We start from the raw sequence: 24,224 nt of genomic DNA on the forward strand, positions 1-24,224 counted from the left end.
CTCCTTTAACCTTGTCTCTGCTTGTGCTTGGGGTTTTCGCAAATAACCATGACTTTGCCCTTGCGCTTAATGATCTTGCACTTCTCGCACATGGGCTTCACGGACGGTCTGACTTTCATTGTTGAAACCTCCTATGAATGCCTGATGGCCCCGGCGGGGGCGGGGGCAAGGCCCCTCGGCCGCCGGTCGTTTACGTCGTGGCAGGGCGGAGCCGCCTGCGGCGGGCCCACCCGTCCTGCTCCTCCGGTCTGGGAAGCGCCCTGCGCTTCCGGGGGCGGAGGCCACCCATTCAGCCGCGGCGCGGGCCGCGGACGTATTACTTGCTTCTCCAGGTGATCCGGCCCCGGGTCAGGTCATACGGAGACATCTGCACCGTGACCTTGTCGCCGGGGAGGATCCGGATGAAGTTCATGCGGAGCTTTCCGGAGATATGGGCCAGAATGATGTGCCCATTCCCGATGTCCACATGGAAGGTCGTGTTGGGCAGGGATTCGGTGACGATCCCCTCCAGCTCGATCATATCGCTTTTTGCCAAGCCTATTTCCCTCCTTGGTGGCGGAAGGCCCCCAGGGCCCTCCTGAGCTCACTGTCGGACACCGTGAGTCCGTCCTCCAGCTTCCGGATGGCCGGATGCTGAAACGTACCCCGGCACACCATGTCCACATGTCCTGCTTTCTTCCGCTTGGGAGAGACCGCCTTTCGGCGCTTCCCGTCGGCCAGAAGGAGGCATTCCCCCTCCTGCCCCAGGACGCACAGCAGTGTGTCCCTGTCCCGCCCGGCCGTGGAGCGGACGATCCAACCTCTGCATGCCTGCATCAGAGATCTCCGCCCAAGGGGGTCAGGAGCTCGGGCTCCCCTTCGGTGATGAGGATGGTGTTTTCATAGTGGGCGGCCAGGGAGCCATCCACCGTGACGGTGGTCCAGCCGTCCTTCAGGACCCGGACCTCCCAGCCGCCGGCGTTGACCATGGGCTCCACAGCCAGCACCATGCCCGGCAGCAGCCGGGCGCCGTGTCCGGCGGGGCCGAAGTTGGGCACCTCCGGAGGCTCGTGGAGCTTGGCGCCCACGCCATGGCCCACAAAGCTGCGGACCACAGAGTAACCGTTTTTCTCCACATACTGCTGTACCGCGTGGGAGATGTCGCTCACCCGGTGGCCCGGGGTAGCCATCTTGATGCCCTCAAAGAAGCTCTGGCGGGTCACGTCGATGAGCCGCCGGGCTTCCGGGGAAATCTTGCCGCAGGCAAAGGTGCCGCAGCAGTCCCCGTGGAAGCCGTCCAGATAGGCACCCACATCCACACTGACGATATCGCCCTCCACCAGCTTCCGGTGATCCGGAATGCCGTGGATGACCACTTCGTTGATGGAGATACAGGCGGAGCCGGGGTAGCCGCTGTAATTGAGGAAGGAGGGCTCAGCGCCATGGGAGCGGATGAAGTCACGCACCGCATGGTCGATCTCCAGAGTGGAGACTCCCGGCTTGACCATGGAACCGGCCAGCGCGCGGGCCTGGGACGTCAGAGCCCCGGCCCGGCGCATGAGCTCGATCTCACGGTCGGATTTGATGGAGATCATGTCCAATGGGATGCCTCCAGGACCTGCTTGATGGCCCGGGTGGTATCCTCGATGGTGCCCAGGTCGCCGGGCACCACGTTGAGCTTGCCGCGCTCCTGATAGAAGTGCTTCAGGGGCTCGGTCTCGTCGTGGTAGACCACCAAGCGGGCCCGGACAGTCTCGGGCTTGTCGTCGTCCCGCTCCACCAGCTCGCCGCCGCACAGGTCACAGACGCCGGCAGTCTTGGGGGGCTTGGACTCCACATGGAAGGGGGTGCCGCACTTGGCGCAGACACGACGGCCATCCATGCGCTTGACAATGGCCTCATCGGAGATCTCCAGGGAAATGACGTGGTCAAACTGAATGTCGTGGGCTTCCAGGGCCTCAGCCTGGGCGATGGTGCGGGGCACACCGTCCAGAATAAAACCCTTGGCGCAGTCGGCCTCGGCCAGGCGCTCCTGGATGATGCCGATGATGACCTCGTCGGGCACCAGCTTACCGGCATCCATATAGCTCTTGGCCTTCAGGCCAATGGGGGTGCCGGCCTTGACGGCGGCACGGAGGATGTTGCCGGTGGAAATGGTAGGGATATTCAGGTCACGGGACAGGACCTCGGCCTGGGTGCCCTTTCCGGCGCCCGGAGGCCCTAACAGGATCAGCTTCATACCCACTGCCTCCTTACTCAAGGAAGCCCTTGTAGTGCCGCATGAGCATCTGGGCCTCCAGAGCCTTCATGGTCTCCAGAGCCACGCTGACCACGATGATGATGGAGGTACCACCGATGGCCAGGTTCCGCACCCCAATGATGTTCTGAGTCACGATGGGGGCGATGGCAATGATGGACAGGTAGATGGCGCCGAACAGGGTGATCTTGCCCAGCACCTTGCTGATGAAGTCGGCGGTGGGCTTGCCGGGACGGAAGCCGGGGATAAAGCCGCCGTTCTTCTTCAGGTTGTTGGCCACCTCAATGGGGTTGAACTGCATGGTGGAGTAGAAATAGCTGAAGCCCAGGATCAGCAGGAAGTAGATGATGGAGTAGAGGACACCGGTGGTGTCGAACACCCGCATCAGACCACCGCCGAAGCCTTCGCTCTCGGTAGTCCAGCCAGCGAACATGCCGATGGTGGCAGGCAGGGAGGCAATGGACTGAGCGAAGATGATGGGCATGACGCCGGACATGTTCACCTTCATGGGGATGTGGCTGGACTGGCCGCCATACATCTTCCGGCCCACCATACGCTTGGCGTACTGCACGGGCAGACGGCGCTCGGCGTTGGAGATGAAGACGATGAGGACCACGATGGCCAGCATACCGATGACGATGAGGATGGCGCCCCACCAGGGAAGCACGAAGCTGCCCTCAGCAGGGGACTCCTGGAGGGAGTTCTGCACACCGTACCACATGGTCATGACCATGTTGGGCACGCGGGACACAATACCGGCAAACAGGATAATGGAGATGCCGTTGCCGATGCCGAACTCGGTGATCTGCTCACCCAGCCACATGACAAAGGCGGAACCGGCGGTGAAGCTGAGGACGATCACTATGCCGGCCCAGATACCGTTCATGCCGCCCAGCGCCAGCAGGTTGTTGGTGCGGATGAGGGTGTAGTAGCCAAAGCCCTGCAGGAGGGCGATGCCCACGGTGGTGTACCGGGTGATGGCCGCGATCTTCTTCCGGCCCTCCTCGCCGCCCTCCTTCTGGAGACGCTCCAGAGCGGGGATGGCGACGGTGAGGAGCTGGATGATAATGGAGCTGTTGATATAGGGCTGCACGCCTAAGGCAAACACCGTGGCGGTGGCGAAGGCGCCGCCGCTCATGGCGTTGATCATGCCGAAGATGGTGCCGCTCATGCTGTTGAGGTAGTTGCCCAGCAGTTCCTTATCCACGAAGGGAACAGGGACCGCAGTGCCCAGCCGGAAGATGAGCAGGGCGAAGATGGTGAACATGATCTTCTTCCGCAGCTCAGGAATCTTCCAGGCGTTACGGATGGTCTGGATCACTTCAGACCACCTCGTACTTTCCACCTGCCGCCACGATCTTCTCCTTGGCGGAGGCGGAGAAAGCGTTGGCCCGGACGGTCAGCTTCTTCTCGAGGCTGCCGTTGCCCAGGATCTTCACGCCGTACTCGCACTTGGAGAGGATACCCATCTCCAGCAGATCGCAGACGTTGACGGTGGCCCCATCTTCAAATTTGTTCAGGCTGGAGACATTGACGATCTCCAGGGGCTTGGCGAAGATGTTGTTGAAGCCCCGCTTGGGGATGCGGCGGACCAGAGGCATCTGGCCGCCCTCGAAACCGGCGCGGACACCGCCGCCGGAACGGGCCCACTGGCCCTTGTGGCCGCGGCCGGCGGTCTTGCCGTTGCCGGAGCCATGACCGCGGCCCTTGCGGAAGGCGCTCTTAACAGAGCCGGGCGCGGGGGAGAGTTCATGCAGATTCATTTCGCGCAACCTCCTCACTGTTCCTCGGTGACCTGGAGCAGGTAACCGATATGGGCGATCTTGCCGCGGGTAGCCTCGTTGTCGGGCTGCACGGTGGTGTCGCCGATCTTGCGCAGGCCCAGAGCCTCGGCAGTCGCCTTGTGCTTGGCGATGCGACCGTTCAGGCTCTTGACCAGCTTGATGTTCAGCTTAGCCATTTCTAGCCCTCCTTAACCTACGATCTCGTCCACGCTCTTGCCGCGGACACGGGCGACCTCCTCGGGACCACGGAGAGCCTTCAGGCCCTCGAAGGTGGCGGAGACCACGTTCTGCTGATTGTTGGAGCGCAGGCACTTGGCACGGATGTCCTTGATGCCGGCGGCTTCCATGACGGCACGGACAGGGCCGCCAGCGATGATGCCGGTACCGGGGCCAGCGGGCTTCAGGAGCACGCGGCCGGCGCCGAACTCACCAATGACCTCGTGGGGAATGGTGGTGCCGGACAGGCTCACATTGATCATGTTCTTCTTGGCGTCCTCGATGCCCTTGCGGATGGCCTCGGGCACCTCAGCGGCCTTGCCCAGACCGAAGCCCACGCGGCCCTTCTCGTCGCCCACGACCATGAGAGCGGCGAACTTGAAGATGCGGCCGCCCTTGACGGTCTTGCTGACGCGGTTCAGAGAAACGAGCTTCTCGGTGAACTCGCTGGGTTCTCTTTCAAATCTAGCCATGTTCGTTCTCTCCTCCCCTTAAAATTCCAGGCCGCCCTCACGGGCGCCCTCGGCTAGGGCCTGGACCCGGCCGTGGTAGACGTAACCGCCACGGTCGAAGACCACGGTGGTGATACCGGCGGCCTTGGCGCGCTCGGCCACCAGCTGACCCACCATCTTGGCGGCGTCGGTCTTGGTGCCGTCGCAGTTGAAGCTCTTCTCCAGGGAGGAAGCGGAGACCAGGGTCTTGCCGGCCACATCGTCGATAATCTGGGCGTAGATGTTGGTCTCGCTGCGGAACACGTTCAGGCGGGGTCTCTCGGGCGTGCCGGAGATTTTTCCGCGCACTCTCTTGTGGCGCTTAAGCCGCTGAGCGTTGGTATTGGGTCTGTTGATCATTTAGGCACACCTCCTTATTTCTTCTTGACGCCGGTCTTGCCTTCCTTGCGGCGGATGACCTCGTCAGTGTATTTGATACCCTTGCCCTTGTAAGGCTCGGGGGGTCTTTTCTCTCTGACCTCGGCGGCAAACTGGCCCACCTTCTGCTTGTCGGCACCAGAGATAACGATCTTGTTGGGGTTGGGCACGTCGATGGAGATGCCCTCAGGCTCCTCCATGGTGACCTGATGGGAGAAGCCCAGGTTCATGACCAGCTTGTTCCCCTCTTTGGCCACACGGTAACCAACACCGTTGACGTCCAGCTCCTTCTTGAAGCCGTCGGTCACGCCCACCACCATGTTGTGGAGCAGGCTGCGGGTCAGGCCGTGCAGGGCACGGTTCTCCTTGGCGTCGTTGGGACGGGTCACGTGGAGCTCGCTGCCCTCCTGGCTGATGGTCATGGCGGGGCTGAGCTGCTGGGTGAGGGAGCCCTTGGGGCCCTTCACAGTGACCAGGTTGTCGCTGCCGATGGTGATCTCCACGCCGGCGGGAACAGAGATAGGCGCTCTTCCGATTCTAGACATTTCTCTCTCCCTCCTTACCACACGAAGGCCAGGACTTCACCGCCGACATGCTGCGCGCGGGCAGCCTTGTCGGTCATGACGCCCTTGGACGTGGACACGATGGCGATACCCAGTCCGCGGAGGACACGGGGGAGCTCGTCGGCTCCGGCGTACACCCGCAGGCCGGGCTTGGAAACACGGCGAAGGCCGGTGATGACCTTTTCCTTGTTGGCGTTGTACTTCAGGGTGATGCGGATCACGCCCTGAGTGCCGTCGTCGATCAGCTGGAAGTTCTTGATATAGCCTTCATCCAGCAGGATCTGGGCGATGGACTTCTTCATGTTGGACGCGGGCACGTCCACGGTGTCATGCTTGGCGTTGTTCGCGTTGCGGATGCGGGTGAGCATATCCGCAATGGGGTCCGTGATATGCATGAGTCTTTACCTCCTTATAGAGTTACAGGCCGCAGCCTGTTTCGGCGGAAGGTATCGGAGCTAGGTGGGCTCCGACCTGTTGACCACCGGCTGGGGGTTTATTCAAAAGCCGTGGTTGGGGCGGCACAGGGCCGCCCCTGTGACAGCTTTTGGACGTTGGGAACGCTCCGTCGGGAGCGGATTACCAAGAGGCTTTCTTGACGCCGGGGATCTGGCCCTTATAAGCCAGCTCGCGGAAGCAGATACGGCAGATGCCGTAGTCACGCAGGTAAGCGTGGGGACGACCGCAGATCTTGCACCGGTTGTAGCGCCGGGTGGAGAACTTGGGCTCACGCTGCTGCTTGAGGATCATAGATTTCTTAGCCATTTGTCATTCTCCTCCTTACGCCTGGGCGAAGGGAGCGCCGATCTGGGTCAGCAGCTCCTTGGCCTCTTCGTCGGTCTGAGCGGTGGTGCAGAACACGATGTCCAGGCCGCGGATCTTGTCGATCTTGTCATACTCGATCTCGGGGAAAATGAGCTGCTCCTTCAGGCCCAGAGCGTAGTTGCCGCGGCCGTCGAAGGCGTTGGGGTTGATGCCGCGGAAGTCACGCACACGGGGCAGAGCCACGTTGAAGAGACGATCCAGGAACTCCCACATACGGTCGCCGCGGAGGGTGACCTTGGCGCCGATGGGCATGCCCTCACGGAGCTTGAAGTTGGCCACGGACTTCTTGGCCTTGGTGATGATGGCCTTCTGGCCGGTGATCTTGGTCAGGTCGCCCACGACGGCCTCCAGGACCTTGGAGTTGTCCCGGGCCTCGCCGCAGCCGCAGTTGACCACGATCTTGTCCAGCTTGGGGATCTGCATGGAGCTCTTGTAGCCGAACTTCTGCATGAGAGCAGGAGCGACCTCGGCCAGGTACTTAGCCTTCAGGTTAGGCACTTTCTTATCAGCCATTGTCTATTCTCCTCCTCTCTCAGATCTCGGCGCCGCACTTCTTGCAGATGCGGACCTTCTTGCCGCCCTCGACCTTGTGGCCGATGCGGGTGGGCTTGTTGCACTTGGGGCAGACCTTCTGCACCTTGCAGGCATAGATGGGGGCTTCCTTCTTCAGGATGCCGCCCTCCTCGCCCTGCTTGCGGGGCTTGGTGTGACGGGAGACCACGTTGACCTTCTCCACGATCACCTTGCTCTCCTTGGGCATGACGCGCAGGACCTTGCCCTGCTTGCCCTTATCCTTGCCGGAGAGCACGACCACCAGGTCGTCCTTCTTGATGCTCATCTTGTTCATGTTCTCTCCTACCCCCTTACAGCACTTCGGGAGCCAGGGACAGGATCTTCATGTAATCCTTGTCGCGCAGCTCGCGGGCCACGGGCCCAAAGATACGGGTACCGCGGGGATTCTTGTCGTCCTTGATGAGGACGGCGGCGTTGTCGTCGAAACGGACATAGCTGCCGTCGGCGCGGCGGACGCCCCGGGAGGAACGGACGATAACGGCCTTGACGACCTCGCCCTTCTTCACGGTGCCGCCGGGCTGAGCCTTGCGGACGGAGGCCACGATCACATCGCCGATGTTGCCGAACTTGCGCTTAGAGCCGCCCAGCACACGGATGGTCTTGATCTCCTTGGCGCCGGTATTATCGGCGACCTTCAGATAGCTTTCCTGCTGAATCATAACGGCACCTCCTTACTTCGCTTTCTCGATAATCTCGACCACGCGCCAGCGCTTGTCCTTGGACAGGGGGCGGGTCTCCATCACCTTGACGCGGTCACCCACGCCACAGGAATTCATCTCGTCATGGGCCTTGAGCTTGTAGGTCCGCTTGACGATCTTCTTATACAGGGGGTGGGCCACACGGTCGGCAATGGCAACCACCACAGTCTTGTCCATCTTGTCAGAGACAACCAGGCCGACTCTGGTCTTGCGGGAAGAAGTTCTGTTCTCCATTGTCTAGGTTCCTCCTTCTTATCGGCCTGCGAGCTGCTGCTCACGGATCATGGTCTTGACTCGGGCAATGTCTTTCTTGACCTCCGCGATGCGGATGGGGTTGTCGAGCTGGTTGGTGGCGTGCTGGAGACGGAGCTGGAACAGGTCCTTCTTCAGGTCCAGCAGCTTGGCGTCCAGCTCGGCGGCGGACATCTTGCGTACCTCAGTTGCCTTCATCATTATTCACCACCATTCTCGGTCTCGGCGGTCTGCTTCGCCACGATCTTGCACTTGACAGGCAGCTTGTGGGAGGCCAGACGCAGGGCCTCGCGGGCGATCTCCTCGGAGACGCCGGCGATCTCGAACATGACACGGCCGGGCTTGACCACGGCCACCCAGTACTCGGGGGAACCCTTACCGGAACCCATACGGGTCTCAGCGGGCTTCTCGGTGATGGGCTTATCGGGGAAGATCTTGATCCAGACCTTACCGCCACGCTTGGTGTAACGGGTCATGGCGATACGGGCGGCCTCGATCTGGTTGGAGGTGATCCAGGCGGGCTCGGTGGCCTGGAGGCCAAACTCACCGTAGGTCACGGTGTTGCCACGGGTGGCCTTGCCCTTCATGCGGCCGCGGTGGACGCGGCGGTATTTCACTCTCTTAGGCAGCAGCATTAGTTGGCGCCTCCTTCCTTAGCAGCGGGAGCGGCGGGACGGGCGCCGCCCTGAGGACGAGCCCCACCCTGGGGACGGTTGAAGCCGCCCTGACGGGGGCCGCGGTCGCCGTTTCTCCGGTCACCGCCGAAGCCGGGCTTGCGATCACCGAACTTGCGGTCATCGCGGCGGCGGGGACGGTCGGGGCGCTCCTTGAAGTTCTTGGTGTCCAGGGTGCGGGGGGTGGTCCGCAGGGCCTGGGAGAGGACCTCGCCCTTGTAAATCCAGCACTTCACACCGATGCGGCCGTAAGTGGTAGCGGCCTCGGCAAAGCCGTAGTCGATGTCAGCGCGGAGGGTCTGCAGGGGGATGGTGCCGTCGTGATAGTGCTCGGTGCGGGCGATCTCGGCGCCGTTCAGACGGCCGGAGCACTGCACCTTGATGCCCAGGGCGCCCATACGCATGGCGCGGCCCATGGCGTTCTTCATGGCGCGGCGGAAAGCGATACGCTTCTCCAGCTGCTGGGCGATGTTCTCAGCCACCAGCTGGGCATCCATATCGGGGTTCTTGACCTCAACGATGTTGAGGGCCACGCTCTTGCCGATCATCTTCTCGACCTCGAGGCGGATGCGCTCGATCTCAGTGCCGCCCTTGCCGATGACCACGCCGGGACGGGCGCAGTGCAGGTAGATGCGCACCTTGGCGTTGTCCCGCTCGATCTCGATCTTGGGGATGCCGGCGGAATACAGGGTCTTCTTCAGGTAGTTGCGGATCTTGTTGTCCTCGACCAGCAGGTCGCCCACCTTCTCATTGCGGGCATACCAGCGGGAGTCCCAATCCTTGATAACACCCACGCGCAGGCCGTGGGGATTCACTTTCTGTCCCATAGATTCTGCCTCCTCCCTTTAGCGCTCTTCCACAGCGATGGTGACGTGAGAAGTGCGCTTGTTGATCCGGTAGCCGCGGCCCTGGGCCCGGGGCATCATGCGCTTGATGATGGGGCCGGGGGTGGCGAAGGTCTCGGAGACATACAGCTTCTCGGGATCCATCCCGTGGTTGTTCTCGGCGTTGGCCGCGGCGCTCTTGAGGAGCTTGAGCATGGGCTCAGAGGCGGCCTTGGGGGTATTCATCAGGATCGCGGTGGCCTGGGCCACGCTCTTCCCACGGATCAGGTCGCAGACGATCTGCACCTTGCGGGGAGAGATCCGGACATATCTCAGATGTGCTTTGGCTTCCATACTATCTCTCTCCTCCTTACTTGCCGGACTTGGCGCCCGCGTGACCCTTGAAGGTGCGGGTGGGGGCGAACTCGCCCAGCTTGTGGCCGACCATATCCTCGGTCACATAGACGGGCACGTGCTTGCGGCCGTCGTGGACGGCGAAAGTGTGACCGACGAAAGCGGGGAAGATGGTGGAGGCGCGGCTCCAGGTCTTCAGGACCTTCTTGTCCCCGGTCTTGTTCATCTCATCGACCCGCTTGAGCAGCTCGGGGGCGCAAAACGGGCCTTTCTTAATGCTTCTGGACATGTTTCACAGCCTCCTTACTTCGCGTTGCGGTGCTTGACGATGAACTTCTCAGTGCGGTTCTTCGTCTTGCGGGTCTTGTAGCCCATGGCCGGCTTGCCCCAGGGGGTAACAGGGCCGGGACGACCGACGGGGCTCTTGCCCTCGCCGCCGCCGTGGGGGTGGTCATTGGGGTTCATGACGGAGCCGCGGACGGTGGGCCGCCAGCCCATGTGGCGCTTACGGCCGGCCTTACCGATCTGGATGTTGGCGTGGTCGGTGTTGCCCACCTGACCGATGCAGGCCTTGCACTCCTCACGGATATAGCGGACCTCGCCGGAGGGCAGACGGACCTGAGCCATGCCGTTCTCCTTGGCCATCAGCTGGCCAGCCACACCAGCGGAGCGCACCAGCTGGGCGCCCTTACCGGGGTAGAGCTCGATGTTGTGGATGAGCTCGCCCACGGGGATGTTGGCGATGGGCAGGCAGTTGCCGGGCAGGATGTCGGCCTCGGGACCGGACACGATCTTGTGGCCGGGCTTCAGGCCCACAGGAGCCAGGATATAGGCCTTCTCGCCGTCGGTGTACTGGATGAGGGCGATGTTGGCGGAGCGGTTGGGATCGTACTCCAGGCGGATCACGGTGGCCTCGACGCCGTCCTTCTGGCGCTTGAAGTCGATGATGCGGTACTTGCGCTTGTTGCCGCCGCCGCGGTGGCGGACGGTGATGCGGCCGTAGCTGTTGCGGCCGGCGTTCTTCTTCAGGTTCTCAATCAGGCTGCGCTCGGGCTTGGCCTTCTTGTCGATGCCCTCGAAGGCCGACACGGTCATGTGGCGGCGGGAGGGCGTCGTGGGCTTATAAGTCTTGATTGCCATTCCTCTTCTCCTCCTTACGCCTCAAAGAACTCGATGGCCTTGGAGTCGGCGGTCAGAGTGACCATGGCCTTCTTCCAGGAGGCGCGGCGGCCAGCGGGGAACCGGCCCATGCGCTTCTCCTTGCCATACATGTTGATGGTGTTGACCTTGGCCACCTTCACGCCGAAGATCTCCTCCACCGCCTTGGCGATCTCGATCTTGTTGGCGTCCTTGGCGACCTCAAAGGTGTAGCGCTTGTCCTCGGTCATCGACATGGACTTCTCGGTGATGATGGGGCGCTTGATGATGTCATAAGCCTTAGTCATTACGCGAACACCTCCTCGATGACGGCCAGCGCAGCCTTGTCCACGATGAGCTGCTTGGCATTCAGGATGTCATAGACGTTGATGAGCTTGGCGGTGGTGGCGGACACGCCGGGGATGTTCCGGGCGGACTTGACCACGTTCATGTCCACCTCAGGGGTGACCAGCACGGCCTTGCCGGCGTTCACGGCGTTGAGGAAGCTCTGGACGGTCTTGGTCTTGATCTCGGGGACGGTCAGGCTGTCCACCACGATCACATTGCCCTCGGCGGCCTTGGCGGAGAGGACGCTCTTCAGAGCCAGGCGGCGCACCTTCTTGTTGAGGGTGTAGCGGTAGGACCGGGGCTTGGGGGCGAACACGATGCCGCCGTGGGTCCACTGGGGAGCCCGGGTGGAACCCTGACGGGCGCGGCCGGTGCCCTTCTGACGGTAGGGCTTGATGCCGCCGCCGGAGACCTCGGCGCGGGTGAGGGCGGACTGGGTACCCTGGCGGCAGTTGGCCAGGTGATTCTTCACAACGGCGTGAACAACGGTCTCGTTGGGCTCGATCCCGAACACAGCTTCGGAGAGCTCCACTTCGCCGATCTGAGCGCCGGTCATGTTAACAACGATTGCCTTAGGCATTTGGTCTCTCTCCTTTCTTACTTGTTACGGGCGGAAGCCTTCTGGGGATTGACGCGGGCAGAGGCCTTCTGCGGGTTGATGCTGGCATTGGCAGCGGTGCCCTTCTCCTTGACGTTGATCACGGAGTTGCGCACGTACACGATGCCGCCCTTGGGGCCGGGGATGGCGCCGCGGACAGCGATGATGCCCAGCTCATTGTCCACCTTGACCACGTCCAGGTTCAGGACAGTGACCTGCTCGTCGCCCATGTGGCCGGCGCCGATCTTGCCCTTGAAGATCCGGGAGGGATCGGTGGCGGGGCCCATGGAACCGGCGTGACGGTGCACAGGACCGCCGCCGTGGGTGGTGGGGGTGCGGCCAGCGCCGTAGCGCTTCACAACGCCGGCGTAGCCCTTACCTTTGCTGACGCCGGTGACGTCCACGCGGTCGCCCTCAGCGAAGGTATCCACCTTGATCTCGTCGCCCACGTTGAGGGCGGCGCTGTTGGAGAGCTTGAACTCCTTGAGGTACTTCTTCCGGGCGTCGCCAGCCTTCTTCAGGTGGCCCAGCTCGGGCTTGGTGAGCTTCTTCTCGGCAACGTCCTCGTAGCCCAGCTGCACGGCCTCGTAGCCGTCCTTCTCAGCGGTCTTCTTCTGCACCACGGTGCAGGGACCCGCCTCGATGACGGTAACGGGGATGACGTGGCCGGCTTCATCGAAGATCTGGGTCATGCCCACTTTCTTGCCGATGATCGCCTTTTCCATAGTGTGACTTCCTCCTTGTTAAGGTTATTGGTCGGGAGAGGTGTGCATTGGACTCACATTGCTCTGCCGACTTGACCCGTCCGCCTCAAAACGCGGCGGACTGCGGTGCAAACAGTGGGATGTGCGGCGTGATTACAGCTTGATCTCGATCTCAACGCCGGCGGGGAGCTCCAGAGCCATCAGAGCCTCCACAGTCTTGGGGGAGGGCTTGATGACGTCGATGAGGCGCTTGTGGGTGCGCCGCTCGAACTGCTCACGGGAGTCCTTGTACTTGTGGACGGCGCGCAGGATGGTCACGACTTCCTTCTTGGTGGGAAGGGGCACGGGACCGGACACGGCGGCGCCGGTGCGCTTGGCGGTCTCCACGATCTTCTCAGCGCTCTGGTCGATGAGCTGGTGATCGTAAGCCTTGAGGCGGATGCGGATCATTTCCTTCTGAGCTGCCATGGTTTGTTCCTCCTTGAAAAACATACGAAGTGGTTCTGCTTGCCTTGCCGCTCCGTACGGTGAGAAATCTTTTATACACTCTCTCGTGCGTATCACTCCGAGGCATAAACAAGACCGGCATGCTAAAAGCCGGCCGGTCCCATCCAAGCGCGGCGATATACGCCAAGCGCACGGGATTTCTCAGCCGCCCGATCAACGGACATACTCCGTAGAAGTTACCTCATTTCTGAGCAATCTCCTACATCATCGCAGACTGCGCCCTTAAAGGCGCTTGATTATGATATAACAGATGCCCGTCAATGTCAAGCACAAATCACACAAAAATCGCTGTGTTTCCAAGGTTTTTCTGTGCCTCTCCCCAAGGCCGGCCGCCATCCGTCCTCTTTCCTCTTTTTTCGCCCGCTCCCGCTATTATATATATAAGGTAAGGCGCTTGTTTTCCATAGGTGAAGAAAGTATAAACATTTCGTTAACCTTTCTCAGGAAGAATTGACGCAGGGAGCGGAAAGAGATATGCTTTGATGGCGTAAGTATCGATTTGCCCCACTGAGGAAAGGAGTATCCGGCGATGAACGGTTCCACTGATGTCCTGATGACCTATCTGCGGGTGTCGCAGCACATGTCCCGGCTGTTCCGCATTCATTTCGGCCGTCTTCAGCTGACCTTTCCCCAGGCCCTGGTCCTCAATGTGCTGGGTGAGGAAGGCCCCATGCCCATCAGCACCCTGGCAGAGCGGACGGGGAGCGCCAACTCCACCGTCTCCGGCATCGTGGACCGGCTGGAGAAGCTGGAACTGGCCAGGCGGGTCCGCTCCGGTGAAGACCGCCGGGTCATCTACGTGGCGGTCACCAGCAAATATCAGTCCCTGCGGGAGCGGGCCGAGGCCGACGTGGGCGGCTATTTTGCCTCGGTGCTCTCCACTATGACAGCTGAGGACCGTGACATGGTGGCCCGTGCGCTCCTCCGGCTGGACGAGGCCCTGCTGGCCAAGGAGCACGACGGGGAGACCCTTGAGGAGGAAGCACTCTGAGATGAGACGGGATCGCTCTTACGGCCGGGGCTGCTATTCCAGCTACCGGGGCCGTTCCCCCCTCAGCACCCCTCTGAAGGTCATCGCCATCTTCCTGGCGGTGGTGCTGATCCTCTCGGTGGCCGCACTCTTCTTCCTGGAGCCCTATTGGGTCTACTCCGCCGACGGCGGCCGTTTACTTCTCCCCTGGGGTCAGGAGAAGGAGGAGGAACAAACACCCCTTCCCTCCGTCTCCCAGCCCATGGTGGTTCTCACCCCCGAACCCGAGCCGGAGGAGCTTCTCCACGCCGTGCTGCTGCCCCGGTCGGCCCTCACCGACGGCTCCGTTCAGACCCAGCTGGAGCAGGCCGGCGCCACTGCCGCCATCTTCGACATGAAGGCCGATGACGGCACCCTGGCCTTTGTCTCGGCCTCTCCCCTGGCCGTCAGCGCCGGGGTCAACGCCGCCGCCGGCACCAACGAGACCATCACCTCCCTCAACGCTCAGGAGGACCTCTACACCGTGGCCCGGCTCTCCTGCTTCCGGGACAACACCATGCCCCGGCAGCGCAACGACCTGGCCCTCCGCTCCTCCCTGGGCAACTGGCGGGACGAAGACAGCATCCGCTGGCTGTCCCCCGCCTACGCGGAAAACCAGCAGTATATCACCGACCTGTGCCTGGAGCTGGCCGGGCTGGGCTTTGACGAGATCCTGCTGGACTACTCCGCCTTCCCCCTCACCGGGAACCTGGACGCTATCCTCACCGGCGCCGCCTATGAGCCCGACACCCTGGCCCAGACGCTCCAGTCCTTTTACACACAGGTAGCCGCCGCCCTGGAGGCCGCCTACCACCAGGTCCGGCTCTCGGTGGTGGCCGACCCCGCCGCTCTCACCGCCGACGGCACCAGCCAGAGCGGTCAGGCACTGACCATGGCCTCCGTGGTGGACCGGGTGTGGGTGTGGGGTCTGGGAGAGGACCGTGACGCCTGCGAGGAGCTGCTGGCCCAGGCCGGTCTGGCCGAGCCCAAGTCAGATCTGGTGTCCATCGCAACCCAGGCCGGACCCGAGGACCGGAGCTGGGCCATCTGGAGCTGATGTGCGGCAAAAAGCATGCCAATCTTCCCCCGTTACCTGGCGTACGCCGAAATTTCCTTTTCATAAAAAATTTTTTATACCATATTCTGGTTTTTCAAACATATATTGTAAATCATTCCAGTATAATTGTCTATTTGGAGATCTCGTCACGATTTGATCTTGTGCGAGCTCTCCAAAATTTTTTCTCGTGGTGCTACCAATTTGAAAAGTGGTCTGTGTTTTTGAGTTGATTTTACCGGTAAAAGCGTGTATGATGATAAGTATTCTGGGGCAGGATTCCAGCAGATGGGATCAACTGCATCTGAAAGGCGGTGATGGAATGTCTTTGGAAGCAGTCCAAAGGGTGACCGAGGCCGAGGAGAAGGCCCGCGCCCGTAGGGCAGAGGCGGCCGAGGCGTGCAAGAAGCTGGTGTCCGACGCGGAAGAGGCCGGAAAGGCCAAGCTGGAGCAGGCCCGGCACGAGGCGGAAGCCCAGGCGGCAGAGGCGCTGGCCAAGGCGGAAGCGGCCGCGGCAAAGGACGCTCAGGCCGTGGAGCAGGAGACCGAGCAGGCCTGTGACGCTCTGCGCAAGGCGGCGGCCGGCCGGCTGGACGACGCTGCGGCACTCATTATCAGAAGGGTAGTGGGAGACTCATGTCCATAGTCAAAATGAAACACCTGCGGCTCTTCGCCATGGCCGCAGACCGGGAGGAGCTGCTCCGGCAGCTCCAGCACCTGGGCTGCGTGGAGATCCGGGAGCCCGACCAGGAGCTCAGCGACCCGGCCTGGGCAGGCTTTGCCCGGGTGGACGACACCGCTCTGGCCGACACCAAGGCCAAGGCCGACCGTCTGCGGGCCGCTTTGGACCTCCTCAACCACTATGCTCCCGCCAAGAGTTCCATGTTCCAGCCCCGTCCCCTGGTCTCTGAGGCCCAGCTCTTTGACGAGTCGGTCCGCCAGAAGGCCACCGAGGCCGCCGGGCGCATCTCTGATCTGGAGACGCGCATCGCGGCCATCTACAATGAGCAAAGCAAGCTGACCGCCCAAAAGGCATCCCTGGCTCCCTGGCTGGAGCTGGACGCCGATCTGGACATCCCCTCCACCCGGGAGGTGACGGTGACCTACGGCGCCGTCTCCGGCAACGCCGACCGGAACACCGTGGAGACCGCTCTGGCGGCCGTCACCGAGCTGGCACAGCTGAGCTGGGCCGGCCGGGACCGGGAGTTCCAGTACGTGCTGGTGCTGTGCCACCGCTCCGCCGAGGAGGAGGCCATGGGCGTCCTCAAGACCTTCGGCTTCACCCCCGCCTCCCTCCGGGGCTGGACGGGCACTGCCCGGGCCAACACCGACGCCATCGACGCCCGGCTCACCGCCCTCTCCGCCGAGCTGGAGGGGTGCAAGGCGGCCATCGGCCAGGAGGCCGGCCACCGGGAGGCCCTGCGTCTGACCATCGACCGGCTCACCCAGGACGTGCAGCGTGAGGAGGTCAAGAGCCGTCTCCTTTCCACCGGGGCCACCCTCTTCCTGGAGGGCTGGGTGCCGGCGGACAAGCTCAGCAAGGTGGAGGCCGTGCTCTCCCAGCACGCGGCGGCCTGGGAGGCCACCGATCCGGAGCCGGAGGAGTACCCCCAGGTGCCCATCCAGCTCAAGAACAATATCCTGACCAAACCCCTCAACATGGTCACCAACATGTACGTCCTCCCCGCCTATGACGGGGTGGACCCCAACCCCCTCATGGCTCCCTTCTTCATCTTCTTCTTCGGCCTCATGATGGCCGATATGGCCTACGGCATCATGATGGTGGTCGGCGGTCTCTTTATGCTCAAGAAGATGCGCCCCAAGGGCACCATGGCGGATATGGCCGGTCTGCTGGTCCTCTGCGGCATCAGCACCTTTATTATGGGCGCCCTGACCGGCGGCTTCTTCGGCGACTTTATCCCCCAGATCGCCAAGATCATCAACCCCAACACTACCTTCACCTCCCTGCCCTACCTCTTTACCCCCCTCACCGACACTCTGGCCATCCTGGTGGGCTCTCTTGCCCTGGGCCTTCTGCAGGTCATCACCGGCATGGTCATCAGCGTGGTGCGGAAGGTGCAGGCGGGCGACTGGGCCGACGCCCTGTGGGACGAGGTGACCTGGTGGGTCATCCTGGCCGGCATCGCCCTGGCGGTGTTGGGCATCGGCAGCGTGGGCGGCTACCCCGTGGTCCTCATCGTGGGTCTGGTGATGCTCCTCTACGGCGGCACCCGGAACGCTAAGGGTCTGGGTAAGATCAGCTCCCTCATCGGCACCGTGTACAACGGCGCCACCGGCTTCTTCAGCGACATCCTCTCCTACGCCCGGCTCATGGCCCTGATGCTGGCCGGCAGCGTCATCGCTCAGGTGTTCAACACCCTGGGCTCGGTGACCGGAAATGTGGTGGGCTTCGTCATCATCTCCCTCATCGGCAACATGCTCAACTTCGCCCTGAACCTGCTGGGCTGCTACGTCCACGACCTGCGGCTCCAGTGCCTGGAGTTCTTCGGGCGGTTCTACAAGGAGGGCGGCAAGCCCTTCCGTCCCCTGCTTATCAACACCAAATATGTAGACATCAAGGAGGAACAATAACATGGCTGACTTCATTGCTCAATTCGGCGGTATCGGTCTGGCTTTTCTGGGCGCCGCGCTGGCGGTGGGCCTGTGCTGCGTGGGCTCCGCCAAGGGCACCGGCATGGTGGGCGAGGCTGCCACCGGCCTTCTGAGTGAGAACCCCGAGCACTTCTCCAAGTGCCTGATCCTTCAGGTCCTCCCCGGCACCCAGGGTCTGTACGGCCTGGTCATCTGGTTCTTCGCCCTCTTCACCATGGGCGCCTTCTCCGGCGGCATTGTTGACCTCTCCGTCACCAACGGCCTGACCATCTTCGTCTCCTGTATCCCCATGGCCATCGGCGGCTGGCTGTCCGCCATCTATCAGGGCCGCGTGGCCGCCTCCGCCATCAACGTGGTTGCCAAGAAGCCCGACGACTGGGCCAAGGGCATCATCCTCTGCGGTATCGTTGAGTTCTACGCCATCCTGTCTCTGCTGGCCTCCGTGCTGCTGCTGATGAACGCCCTGTAAGGGTGCTCCTCCGCAACAAGACAGGAAGGAAAGGCGGTAACCTATGAACGGAATCGAAAAAATCACCGGTCAGATCGACGCCGACGTCCAGAAGGAGATCGACGCCGCCCTGGACCAGGCCCGCGCCCAGGCCCAGGAGATCGAGGCCCGGTATGCCTCCCAGGCGGAGGCTCAGGCGGAGTCCATCCGCCGCAAGGGCGAGCAGGACGCCGCCCTCCGTCAGGAGCGGCTGGTGGACGTGGCCAAGCTGGAGGCTCGGAAGACCCTCCTGGCCGCCAAGCAGGACATGGTGGGTCAGGCCTTCGACCTGGCCCTGAAGAAGCTGCTGGCGCTCCCCGACCAGGAGTACATCGCCCTGTTGGCCAAGCTGGCCGTGGCCGCCTCCCGCACCGGGCGTGAGCAGGTCATCTTCTCCCAGAAGGACCGCTCCCGCTACGGCAAGCAGGCCGTGACCATGGCCAACGAGATGCTGGCCAAGAAGGCCGGCCCCCGGGCCGCCGAGAGCGCCGGCATGCTCACCCTGGCCGAGGAGGCCCGGCCCATGGCCGGCGGCCTCATCCTCCGGGACGGCCGGGTGGAGACCAACTGCTCCTTTGAGGTGCTCATCCACCTCCAGCGGGACGCCCTCTCCGCCGAGGTGGCCAGGGCCCTGTTCGCATGACGGCCCAACGCCACATGGAAAGGAGGGTGTAACGTGGCCAAGAAACTGAAGGAATACGACTACCTCTATATCTCCGCCCGCATCCACGCCATGGAGAACAAGCTCCTGACCCGGGAGCGGATGGAGCGGATGCTCTCCGCCCGCAGTGCGGAGGAGGCGTCCAAGGTGCTCGCTGAGTGCGGCTACGGGGACTTCCCGTCCCTCACCCCCGCCGCCATCGAGCACACCCTGGATGCGGCCCGGCTCTCGCTCTTCGCCGAGCTGCGCCGCGCCGCCCCCGATCCGGCCATCGTGGACGTGTTCTGCATCAAATACGACTATCACAACGCCAAGGTCCTCCTGAAGGCCGAGGCCACCGGCCAGTCCCCCGACGAACTGCTGCTGGACGCCGGGCGCTATCCCGCCGGGCGTCTCAAGGAGGATTACCTCCAGGGCGACCTGAGCCGGTACAGCGCCACCTTCGCCCAGGCGGTAGCCCAGGCCAAGGAGCTGCTGGCCTCCAGCGGCGACCCCCAGGCCGCCGACCTTTTGCTGGACCGGGCCTATTACACCGAGATGCTCGCCGCCGCCAAGGCCGCCCGCAGCCCCTTCCTGGAGGGGTATGTGCGGCTGTCCATCGACAGCGTGAACCTGCGCTCGGTGGTCCGGGCCGCCCGCATGGGCAAGGGCCCCGACTTTTTGCGCCGGGTGCTGCTGCCCGAGGGCAACGTAAAGGCCGACAGCCTTCTGGCCGCCGGCGCCGGCGCCGCCGATCTGGCGGGGGTCTTTGCCCACACCTACCTCACTGCGGCGGCCCAGGAGGGCGCCGAGGCCATGCGCGGCGGCAGCCTCACCCAGTTTGAGCGGCTGTGCGACAACGCCCTCACCGCCTACCTCTCCCAGGGCAAGCGGGTGGCCTTCGGGGAGCACCCCCTCATCGGCTACCTCTACGCCAAGGAGAATGAGCTGACCACCATCCGGATCATCCTCACCGGCCGTCTGGCCGGTCTGGACGCCGAGACCATCCGGGAAAGGCTGCGTGAGAGCTATGTCTAACGAGAACTACCGCATTGCCGTGCTGGGGGACCAGGACAGCGTGCTGGGCTTCAAGGCCCTTGGGCTGGACGTCTACCCTGCCGAGACGGTGGAGGCCGCCCGTGAGATCCTCCACCGCCTGGCCAAGGAGAACACCGCCATCATCTACCTCACCGAGGAGCTGGCCGCCGGGCTGGAGCACGAGATCTCCCGCTACAAGGACGCCCTCACCCCCGCCATCATCCTCATCCCCGGCAAGTCCGGCTCCCTGGGCATCGGCATGGCCAACGTGAAAAAGTCCGTGGAGCGGGCCGTGGGAGCGGACATCCTCGGCGGGTAAGCCATCATTGAATTCACCCGAAAGAAGGTCGAAATATTTGAGCAGCGGAAAGATTGTCAAAGTCTCCGGACCGCTGGTGGTGGCCACCGGACTTTCGGACGCCAACATGGCCGACGTGGTCCGCGTGGGCGAGCAGCGCCTCATCGGTGAGATCCTCACCATGAACGGCGACTCCGCCTCCATCCAGGTCTACGAGGAGACCTCCGGCCTGGGTCCCGGCGCGGCGGTGGAGACTACCGGCTCTCCCCTGTCCGTGGAGCTGGGCCCCGGCCTCATCGAAAACATCTACGACGGCATCCAGCGCCCCCTGGAGGGCATCATGAAGATCGCCGGCTCCACCATCACCCGCGGCATCGAGGTGCCCGCCCTGGACCGTGAGAAGAAGTGGGACTTCGTGGCCACCGCCAAGCCCGGCGACAAGGTCACCGGCGGCGACGTCATCGGCACCGTCCAGGAGACCCCCTCCGTCCTCCATAAGATCATGATCCCCCCCAGAATGAGCGGCACCATCGAGTCCATCCAGTCCGGCTCCTTCACGGTGCTGGACACCGTGGCCGTGCTGGTGGACGACAGGGGGGAGAAGCATGACCTCACCATGGTGCAGAAGTGGCCCGTCCGTGTGGGCCGGCCCTACAAGCACAAGTATCCCCCCAAGACCCCCTTGCTCTCCGGCCAGCGCATCGTGGACGCCCTCTTCCCCGTGGCCAAGGGCGGCACCGCCGCCATCCCCGGTCCCTTCGGCTCCGGCAAGACCGTCATGCAGCACCAGCTGGCCAAGTGGTCCGACGTGGACATCGTCATCTACATCGGTTGCGGCGAGCGCGGCAACGAGATGACCGATGTGCTCCGGGAGTTCCCCGAGCTGGTGGACCCCCGTACCGGCGAGTCCCTGATGAAGCGGACCGTCCTCATCGCCAACACCTCCGATATGCCCGTGGCCGCCCGTGAGGCCTCCATCTACACCGGCATCACCATCGCCGAGTACTTCCGCGACATGGGCTACGACGTAGCCGTCATCGCCGACTCCACCTCCCGCTGGGCCGAGGCCCTGCGTGAGATGTCCGGCCGTCTGGAAGAGATGCCCGGCGAGGAGGGCTACCCCGCCTACCTGGCCTCCCGTCTGGCCCAGTTCTACGAGCGCGCCGGCTCCGTGGAGTGCATCACCTCCCAGGGCGACCGCCGCGGCTCCCTGACCGCCGTGGGCGCCGTGTCCCCTCCGGGCGGCGACCTCTCCGAGCCCGTCTCCCAGGCCACCATGCGCATCGTCAAGGTGTTCTGGGCCCTGGACTCCTCCCTGGCCTACCGCCGCCACTTCCCTGCCATCAACTGGCTCAACTCCTACTCCCTGTACCTGGACTCCCTGAAGCCCTGGTACGATGAGCACCTGGGCAAGCAGTTCATGATGAACCGCGACAAGTCCATGTCCATCCTCCAGGAGGAGGCCAGCCTCAACGAGATCGTCCAGCTGGTCGGTAAGGACTCCCTGTCCGCCGGCGACCAGCTCACTCTGGAGACCGCCAAGATGCTCCGTGAGGACTTCCTCCAGCAGAACGGCTTCCTGGAGGTGGACTGGTACTCCAACTACGACCGCCAGGACAAGATGCTGGGCATGATCCTGGAATACGACCAGCGCTGCCGCGCCGCCATCGCCAAGGGCGCCAACATCACCGAGCTCTTCGCCATCCCCTTCCGGGAGAAGATGGGCCGGGCCAAGACCGTCCCCGACAGCGAGTACGCCGCCGTCTACGCCGACATGGCCAAGGAGATGGCCCAGGAGATTGACGCCGTGGCGGCCAAGGGAGGTGAAGACGCATGATCCGTGAATATCGTACCATCCAGGAGATCAACGGCCCTCTGATGCTGGTCAAGCAGGTCCAGGGGGTCACCTACGACGAGCTGGGCGAGATCGAGCTGCCCAACGGTGACCTGCGTCACTGCAAGGTGCTGGAGGTCAACGGCGACAACGCCGTGGTCCAGCTCTTCGAGCCCTCCGCCGGCATCAACCTGAAGGAGTCCAAGATCCGTTTCCTGGGCCACCCCCTCCAGCTGGGCGTCTCCGGCGACATGCTGGGCCGCGTCTTCAACGGCATGGGCCGGCCCATCGACGGCGGCCCCGACATCCTGGCCGAGGAGTTCCGGGACATCAACGGCCTGGCCATGAACCCCGCCGCCCGTGACTACCCCAACGAGTTTATTCAGACGGGCATCTCCACCATCGACGGCCTGAACACCCTGGTCCGTGGTCAGAAGCTGCCCATCTTCTCCGGCTCCGGTCTGCCCCACGCCAACCTGGCCGCCCAGATCGCCCGTCAGGCCCGTGTGCTGGGCGACGACGCCGGCAACTTCGCCGTGGTCTTCGCCGCCATCGGCATCACCTTCGAGGAGTCCGACTTCTTCATCCAGGACTTCCGCCGCACCGGCGCCATCGACCGCACCGTCCTCTTCACCAACCTGGCCAACGACCCCGCCGTCGAGCGTATCGCCACCCCCCGTATGGCCCTCACCGCCGCCGAGTACCTGGCCTTCGAGAAGGGCATGCACGTGCTGGTCATCCTCACCGACATCACCAACTACGCCGAGGCCCTCCGTGAGGTGTCGGCGGCCAAGAAGGAGGTCCCGGGCCGCCGCGGCTACCCCGGCTACCTCTACACCGACCTGGCCACCATGTACGAGCGGGCCGGCCGCCGTCTGGGCTGCCCCGGCTCCATCACCATGATCCCCATCCTCACCATGCCCGAGGACGACAAGACCCACCCCATCCCCGACCTCACCGGCTACATCACCGAGGGGCAGATCATCCTCTCACGTGAGCTCTACCGGAAGGGCGTCAATCCCCCTGTGGACGTGCTGCCCTCCCTGAGCCGTCTGAAGGATAAGGGCATCGGCGTGGGCAAGACCCGGGAGGACCACGCCGGCACCATGAACCAGCTCTTCGCCGCCTACGCCACCGGTAAGGAGAACAAGGAGCTCATGAGCATCCTGGGCGAGGCCGCCCTCTCCCCCACCGACCTGCTGTACGCCAAGTTCGCCGACGAGTTTGAAAAGCGCTACGTCTCCCAGGGCAGCGAGGAGAACCGCTCCATCTTCGAGACCCTGGACCTGGGCTGGGAGCTGCTGAGCATCCTGCCCAAGTCGGAGCTCAAGCGCATCAAGCCGGAGTATATCGAGAAATACCTCCCGAAAAAGGAGGGATAAGGTATGCCCGCCATCAATGTGAACCCCACCCGGCAGGAGCTGACCCGGCTCAAGACCCGGCTCAAGACCTCCATCCGGGGCCACAAGCTGCTCAAGGACAAGCGTGATGAGCTGATGAAGCAGTTCCTGGACGTGGTGCGGGAGAACCGTGCCCTCCGGAAGAAGGTGGAGGACGCCCTCATGGCGGCCCACGGCTCCTTTACCGTGGCCAGCGCCCTCATGTCCACCGAGATGCTCAAGCAGTCCCTCATGTACCCCAAGCAGTCTGTGGAGCTCACCATGGACTTCCAGAACATCATGTCCGTGAACGTGCCCCAGTACCACTTCAAGACCCGCACCGCCGACGCCGGTGACGTGTACCCCTACGGCTTTGCCGCCACCTCCGGCGCCCTAGATGACGCGGTGGACGCCCTCTCCGGCGTCTTTCAGGACATGCTGCGCCTGGCCGAGATGGAAAAGACCTCCCAGCTTCTGGCCGAGGAGATCGAGAAGACCCGCCGGCGCGTCAACGCCCTGGAGTACGTCAAGATCCCCCAGATGCAGGAATCCATCAAGTATATCTCCATGAAGCTGGATGAGAACGAGCGCTCCAACACCATCCGCCTCATGAAGGTGAAGGATATGCTGCTGAAGGAGGCCATCGAGGAGAAGCGGGAAGCCGACCAGGAGGCCATGAAGTCCTTCCGGGAGGAAGAGGAGCTGTAAGGCTC

38 protein-coding genes are annotated in these 24,224 nt (G+C 63.1%); 11 read left to right on the forward strand and 27 right to left on the reverse strand.

Annotated elements, in window-relative coordinates; translation table 11 throughout:
- Positions 1-5 precede the first annotated feature (5 nt).
- The 27 genes from rpmJ to rpsJ all read right to left on the reverse strand — a co-directional run bounded on the left by rpmJ (position 6) and on the right by rpsJ (position 13,120).
- The gene (rpmJ, locus tag E0E29_RS01455; RefSeq protein WP_006573428.1) at positions 6-119 is read right to left on the reverse strand and encodes a 50S ribosomal protein L36; all 114 of its coding nucleotides are present in this window, start codon (positions 117-119) and stop codon (positions 6-8) included.
- 197 nt (positions 120-316) lie between these two features.
- A complete protein-coding gene (infA, locus tag E0E29_RS01460) occupies positions 317-535 on the reverse strand; it encodes a translation initiation factor IF-1 (protein ID WP_033116889.1) in 219 nt (72 codons plus the stop codon).
- A 2-nt stretch (positions 536-537) separates the two neighbouring features.
- Complete coding sequence (locus tag E0E29_RS01465; protein WP_130848321.1) at positions 538-816, reverse strand: KOW domain-containing RNA-binding protein; 279 nt, start codon at positions 814-816, stop codon at positions 538-540.
- Positions 816-1,574, reverse strand: coding sequence for a type I methionyl aminopeptidase (gene map, locus E0E29_RS01470; RefSeq protein WP_130849042.1), 759 nt, complete (start codon positions 1,572-1,574; stop codon positions 816-818). The genes E0E29_RS01465 and map overlap by 1 nt, the downstream gene beginning before the upstream one ends.
- Entirely contained in the window at positions 1,571-2,218 is a 648-nt protein-coding gene (locus tag E0E29_RS01475; protein ID WP_130848322.1) for an adenylate kinase, read from the reverse strand. Before E0E29_RS01475 ends, map begins: the two co-directional genes overlap by 4 nt.
- A 13-nt stretch (positions 2,219-2,231) precedes the next feature.
- Positions 2,232-3,557: a preprotein translocase subunit SecY gene (secY, locus tag E0E29_RS01480; RefSeq protein ID WP_130848323.1), complete on the reverse strand. Its 1,326-nt coding sequence runs from the start codon at positions 3,555-3,557 to the stop codon at positions 2,232-2,234.
- A gap of 1 nt (position 3,558) precedes the next feature.
- Positions 3,559-3,999: a 50S ribosomal protein L15 gene (gene rplO / locus E0E29_RS01485; protein WP_130848324.1), complete on the reverse strand. Its 441-nt coding sequence runs from the start codon at positions 3,997-3,999 to the stop codon at positions 3,559-3,561.
- Positions 4,000-4,013: 14 nt separating this feature from the next.
- On the reverse strand, positions 4,014-4,196 hold the full coding sequence (rpmD, locus tag E0E29_RS01490; RefSeq protein ID WP_033116895.1) for a 50S ribosomal protein L30: 183 nt from the start codon (positions 4,194-4,196) through the stop codon (positions 4,014-4,016).
- Between the two features lie 12 nt (positions 4,197-4,208).
- Complete coding sequence (gene rpsE / locus E0E29_RS01495; RefSeq protein ID WP_130848325.1) at positions 4,209-4,709, reverse strand: 30S ribosomal protein S5; 501 nt, start codon at positions 4,707-4,709, stop codon at positions 4,209-4,211.
- Positions 4,710-4,727: 18 nt separating this feature from the next.
- A complete protein-coding gene (gene rplR, locus E0E29_RS01500) occupies positions 4,728-5,087 on the reverse strand; it encodes a 50S ribosomal protein L18 (RefSeq protein WP_130848326.1) in 360 nt (119 codons plus the stop codon).
- Positions 5,088-5,101: 14 nt separating this feature from the next.
- The gene (gene rplF, locus E0E29_RS01505; RefSeq protein WP_130848327.1) at positions 5,102-5,650 is read right to left on the reverse strand and encodes a 50S ribosomal protein L6; all 549 of its coding nucleotides are present in this window, start codon (positions 5,648-5,650) and stop codon (positions 5,102-5,104) included.
- A gap of 14 nt (positions 5,651-5,664) precedes the next feature.
- Positions 5,665-6,063 carry a 30S ribosomal protein S8 gene (gene rpsH, locus E0E29_RS01510; RefSeq protein ID WP_130848328.1) on the reverse strand — a complete coding sequence of 133 codons (399 nt, stop codon included), beginning with the start codon at positions 6,061-6,063 and terminating at the stop codon, positions 5,665-5,667.
- A gap of 181 nt (positions 6,064-6,244) precedes the next feature.
- Positions 6,245-6,430: a type Z 30S ribosomal protein S14 gene (locus E0E29_RS01515; RefSeq protein ID WP_033116900.1), complete on the reverse strand. Its 186-nt coding sequence runs from the start codon at positions 6,428-6,430 to the stop codon at positions 6,245-6,247.
- A 15-nt stretch (positions 6,431-6,445) separates the two neighbouring features.
- On the reverse strand, positions 6,446-7,003 hold the full coding sequence (rplE, locus tag E0E29_RS01520; protein WP_130848329.1) for a 50S ribosomal protein L5: 558 nt from the start codon (positions 7,001-7,003) through the stop codon (positions 6,446-6,448).
- 19 nt (positions 7,004-7,022) lie between these two features.
- The gene (gene rplX, locus E0E29_RS01525; protein ID WP_130848330.1) at positions 7,023-7,337 is read right to left on the reverse strand and encodes a 50S ribosomal protein L24; all 315 of its coding nucleotides are present in this window, start codon (positions 7,335-7,337) and stop codon (positions 7,023-7,025) included.
- A 16-nt stretch (positions 7,338-7,353) separates the two neighbouring features.
- Complete coding sequence (gene rplN / locus E0E29_RS01530; protein ID WP_130848331.1) at positions 7,354-7,722, reverse strand: 50S ribosomal protein L14; 369 nt, start codon at positions 7,720-7,722, stop codon at positions 7,354-7,356.
- A 12-nt stretch (positions 7,723-7,734) separates the two neighbouring features.
- Positions 7,735-7,995, reverse strand: a complete 261-nt coding sequence (gene rpsQ, locus E0E29_RS01535; protein WP_130848332.1) for a 30S ribosomal protein S17 — start codon at positions 7,993-7,995, stop codon at positions 7,735-7,737.
- A gap of 18 nt (positions 7,996-8,013) precedes the next feature.
- On the reverse strand, positions 8,014-8,211 hold the full coding sequence (rpmC, locus tag E0E29_RS01540; RefSeq protein ID WP_075704653.1) for a 50S ribosomal protein L29: 198 nt from the start codon (positions 8,209-8,211) through the stop codon (positions 8,014-8,016).
- Positions 8,212-8,213: 2 nt separating this feature from the next.
- Entirely contained in the window at positions 8,214-8,648 is a 435-nt protein-coding gene (rplP, locus tag E0E29_RS01545; RefSeq protein ID WP_130848333.1) for a 50S ribosomal protein L16, read from the reverse strand.
- Entirely contained in the window at positions 8,648-9,514 is an 867-nt protein-coding gene (rpsC, locus tag E0E29_RS01550) for a 30S ribosomal protein S3 (RefSeq protein ID WP_130848334.1), read from the reverse strand. Before rpsC ends, rplP begins: the two co-directional genes overlap by 1 nt.
- 18 nt (positions 9,515-9,532) lie before the next feature.
- Positions 9,533-9,865, reverse strand: a complete 333-nt coding sequence (gene rplV / locus E0E29_RS01555) for a 50S ribosomal protein L22 (RefSeq protein ID WP_130848335.1) — start codon at positions 9,863-9,865, stop codon at positions 9,533-9,535.
- 16 nt (positions 9,866-9,881) lie between these two features.
- Positions 9,882-10,154, reverse strand: a complete 273-nt coding sequence (rpsS, locus tag E0E29_RS01560) for a 30S ribosomal protein S19 (RefSeq protein ID WP_130848336.1) — start codon at positions 10,152-10,154, stop codon at positions 9,882-9,884.
- A 14-nt stretch (positions 10,155-10,168) separates the two neighbouring features.
- Positions 10,169-11,005, reverse strand: coding sequence for a 50S ribosomal protein L2 (gene rplB, locus E0E29_RS01565; protein ID WP_130848337.1), 837 nt, complete (start codon positions 11,003-11,005; stop codon positions 10,169-10,171).
- A gap of 14 nt (positions 11,006-11,019) precedes the next feature.
- Positions 11,020-11,310: a 50S ribosomal protein L23 gene (gene rplW / locus E0E29_RS01570; RefSeq protein WP_130848338.1), complete on the reverse strand. Its 291-nt coding sequence runs from the start codon at positions 11,308-11,310 to the stop codon at positions 11,020-11,022.
- Positions 11,310-11,930, reverse strand: a complete 621-nt coding sequence (rplD, locus tag E0E29_RS01575) for a 50S ribosomal protein L4 (protein WP_130848339.1) — start codon at positions 11,928-11,930, stop codon at positions 11,310-11,312. The genes rplW and rplD overlap by 1 nt, the downstream gene beginning before the upstream one ends.
- A 17-nt stretch (positions 11,931-11,947) precedes the next feature.
- Positions 11,948-12,673 carry a 50S ribosomal protein L3 gene (gene rplC, locus E0E29_RS01580; RefSeq protein WP_130848340.1) on the reverse strand — a complete coding sequence of 242 codons (726 nt, stop codon included), beginning with the start codon at positions 12,671-12,673 and terminating at the stop codon, positions 11,948-11,950.
- Positions 12,674-12,805: 132 nt separating this feature from the next.
- On the reverse strand, positions 12,806-13,120 hold the full coding sequence (gene rpsJ / locus E0E29_RS01585) for a 30S ribosomal protein S10 (RefSeq protein ID WP_130848341.1): 315 nt from the start codon (positions 13,118-13,120) through the stop codon (positions 12,806-12,808).
- Between the two features lie 568 nt (positions 13,121-13,688).
- Here rpsJ and E0E29_RS01590 point away from each other — a divergent pair.
- The 11 genes from E0E29_RS01590 (at position 13,689) to E0E29_RS01640 (ending at position 24,219) form a co-directional block, all read left to right on the forward strand.
- The gene (locus tag E0E29_RS01590; RefSeq protein ID WP_130848342.1) at positions 13,689-14,150 is read left to right on the forward strand and encodes a MarR family winged helix-turn-helix transcriptional regulator; all 462 of its coding nucleotides are present in this window, start codon (positions 13,689-13,691) and stop codon (positions 14,148-14,150) included.
- Between the two features lies 1 nt (position 14,151).
- Positions 14,152-15,225 carry a putative glycoside hydrolase gene (locus tag E0E29_RS01595; protein WP_130848343.1) on the forward strand — a complete coding sequence of 358 codons (1,074 nt, stop codon included), beginning with the start codon at positions 14,152-14,154 and terminating at the stop codon, positions 15,223-15,225.
- A gap of 319 nt (positions 15,226-15,544) precedes the next feature.
- Positions 15,545-15,868, forward strand: coding sequence for a hypothetical protein (locus E0E29_RS01600; protein ID WP_130848344.1), 324 nt, complete (start codon positions 15,545-15,547; stop codon positions 15,866-15,868).
- Positions 15,859-17,814, forward strand: a complete 1,956-nt coding sequence (locus E0E29_RS01605) for a V-type ATP synthase subunit I (RefSeq protein ID WP_130848345.1) — start codon at positions 15,859-15,861, stop codon at positions 17,812-17,814. Before E0E29_RS01600 ends, E0E29_RS01605 begins: the two co-directional genes overlap by 10 nt.
- 1 nt (position 17,815) lies before the next feature.
- On the forward strand, positions 17,816-18,304 hold the full coding sequence (locus tag E0E29_RS01610) for a V-type ATP synthase subunit K (protein WP_130848346.1): 489 nt from the start codon (positions 17,816-17,818) through the stop codon (positions 18,302-18,304).
- Between the two features lie 43 nt (positions 18,305-18,347).
- A complete protein-coding gene (locus E0E29_RS01615; protein WP_130848347.1) occupies positions 18,348-18,965 on the forward strand; it encodes a V-type ATP synthase subunit E in 618 nt (205 codons plus the stop codon).
- Positions 18,966-18,998: 33 nt separating this feature from the next.
- A complete protein-coding gene (locus tag E0E29_RS01620) occupies positions 18,999-20,000 on the forward strand; it encodes a V-type ATPase subunit (RefSeq protein WP_130848348.1) in 1,002 nt (333 codons plus the stop codon).
- Positions 19,993-20,319: a V-type ATP synthase subunit F gene (locus E0E29_RS01625; protein WP_130848349.1), complete on the forward strand. Its 327-nt coding sequence runs from the start codon at positions 19,993-19,995 to the stop codon at positions 20,317-20,319. Before E0E29_RS01620 ends, E0E29_RS01625 begins: the two co-directional genes overlap by 8 nt.
- 37 nt (positions 20,320-20,356) lie before the next feature.
- Entirely contained in the window at positions 20,357-22,135 is a 1,779-nt protein-coding gene (locus E0E29_RS01630) for a V-type ATP synthase subunit A (protein WP_130848350.1), read from the forward strand.
- Entirely contained in the window at positions 22,132-23,514 is a 1,383-nt protein-coding gene (locus tag E0E29_RS01635; protein ID WP_130848351.1) for a V-type ATP synthase subunit B, read from the forward strand. The genes E0E29_RS01630 and E0E29_RS01635 overlap by 4 nt, the downstream gene beginning before the upstream one ends.
- A 3-nt stretch (positions 23,515-23,517) precedes the next feature.
- A complete protein-coding gene (locus E0E29_RS01640) occupies positions 23,518-24,219 on the forward strand; it encodes a V-type ATP synthase subunit D (protein WP_130848352.1) in 702 nt (233 codons plus the stop codon).
- The last annotated feature ends 5 nt before the right edge of the window (positions 24,220-24,224 follow it).

Source organism: Intestinimonas timonensis, assembly GCF_900626145.1.
In the GTDB taxonomy this organism is placed as follows: Bacteria; Bacillota; Clostridia; order Oscillospirales; family Oscillospiraceae; genus Intestinimonas; species Intestinimonas aquisgranensis.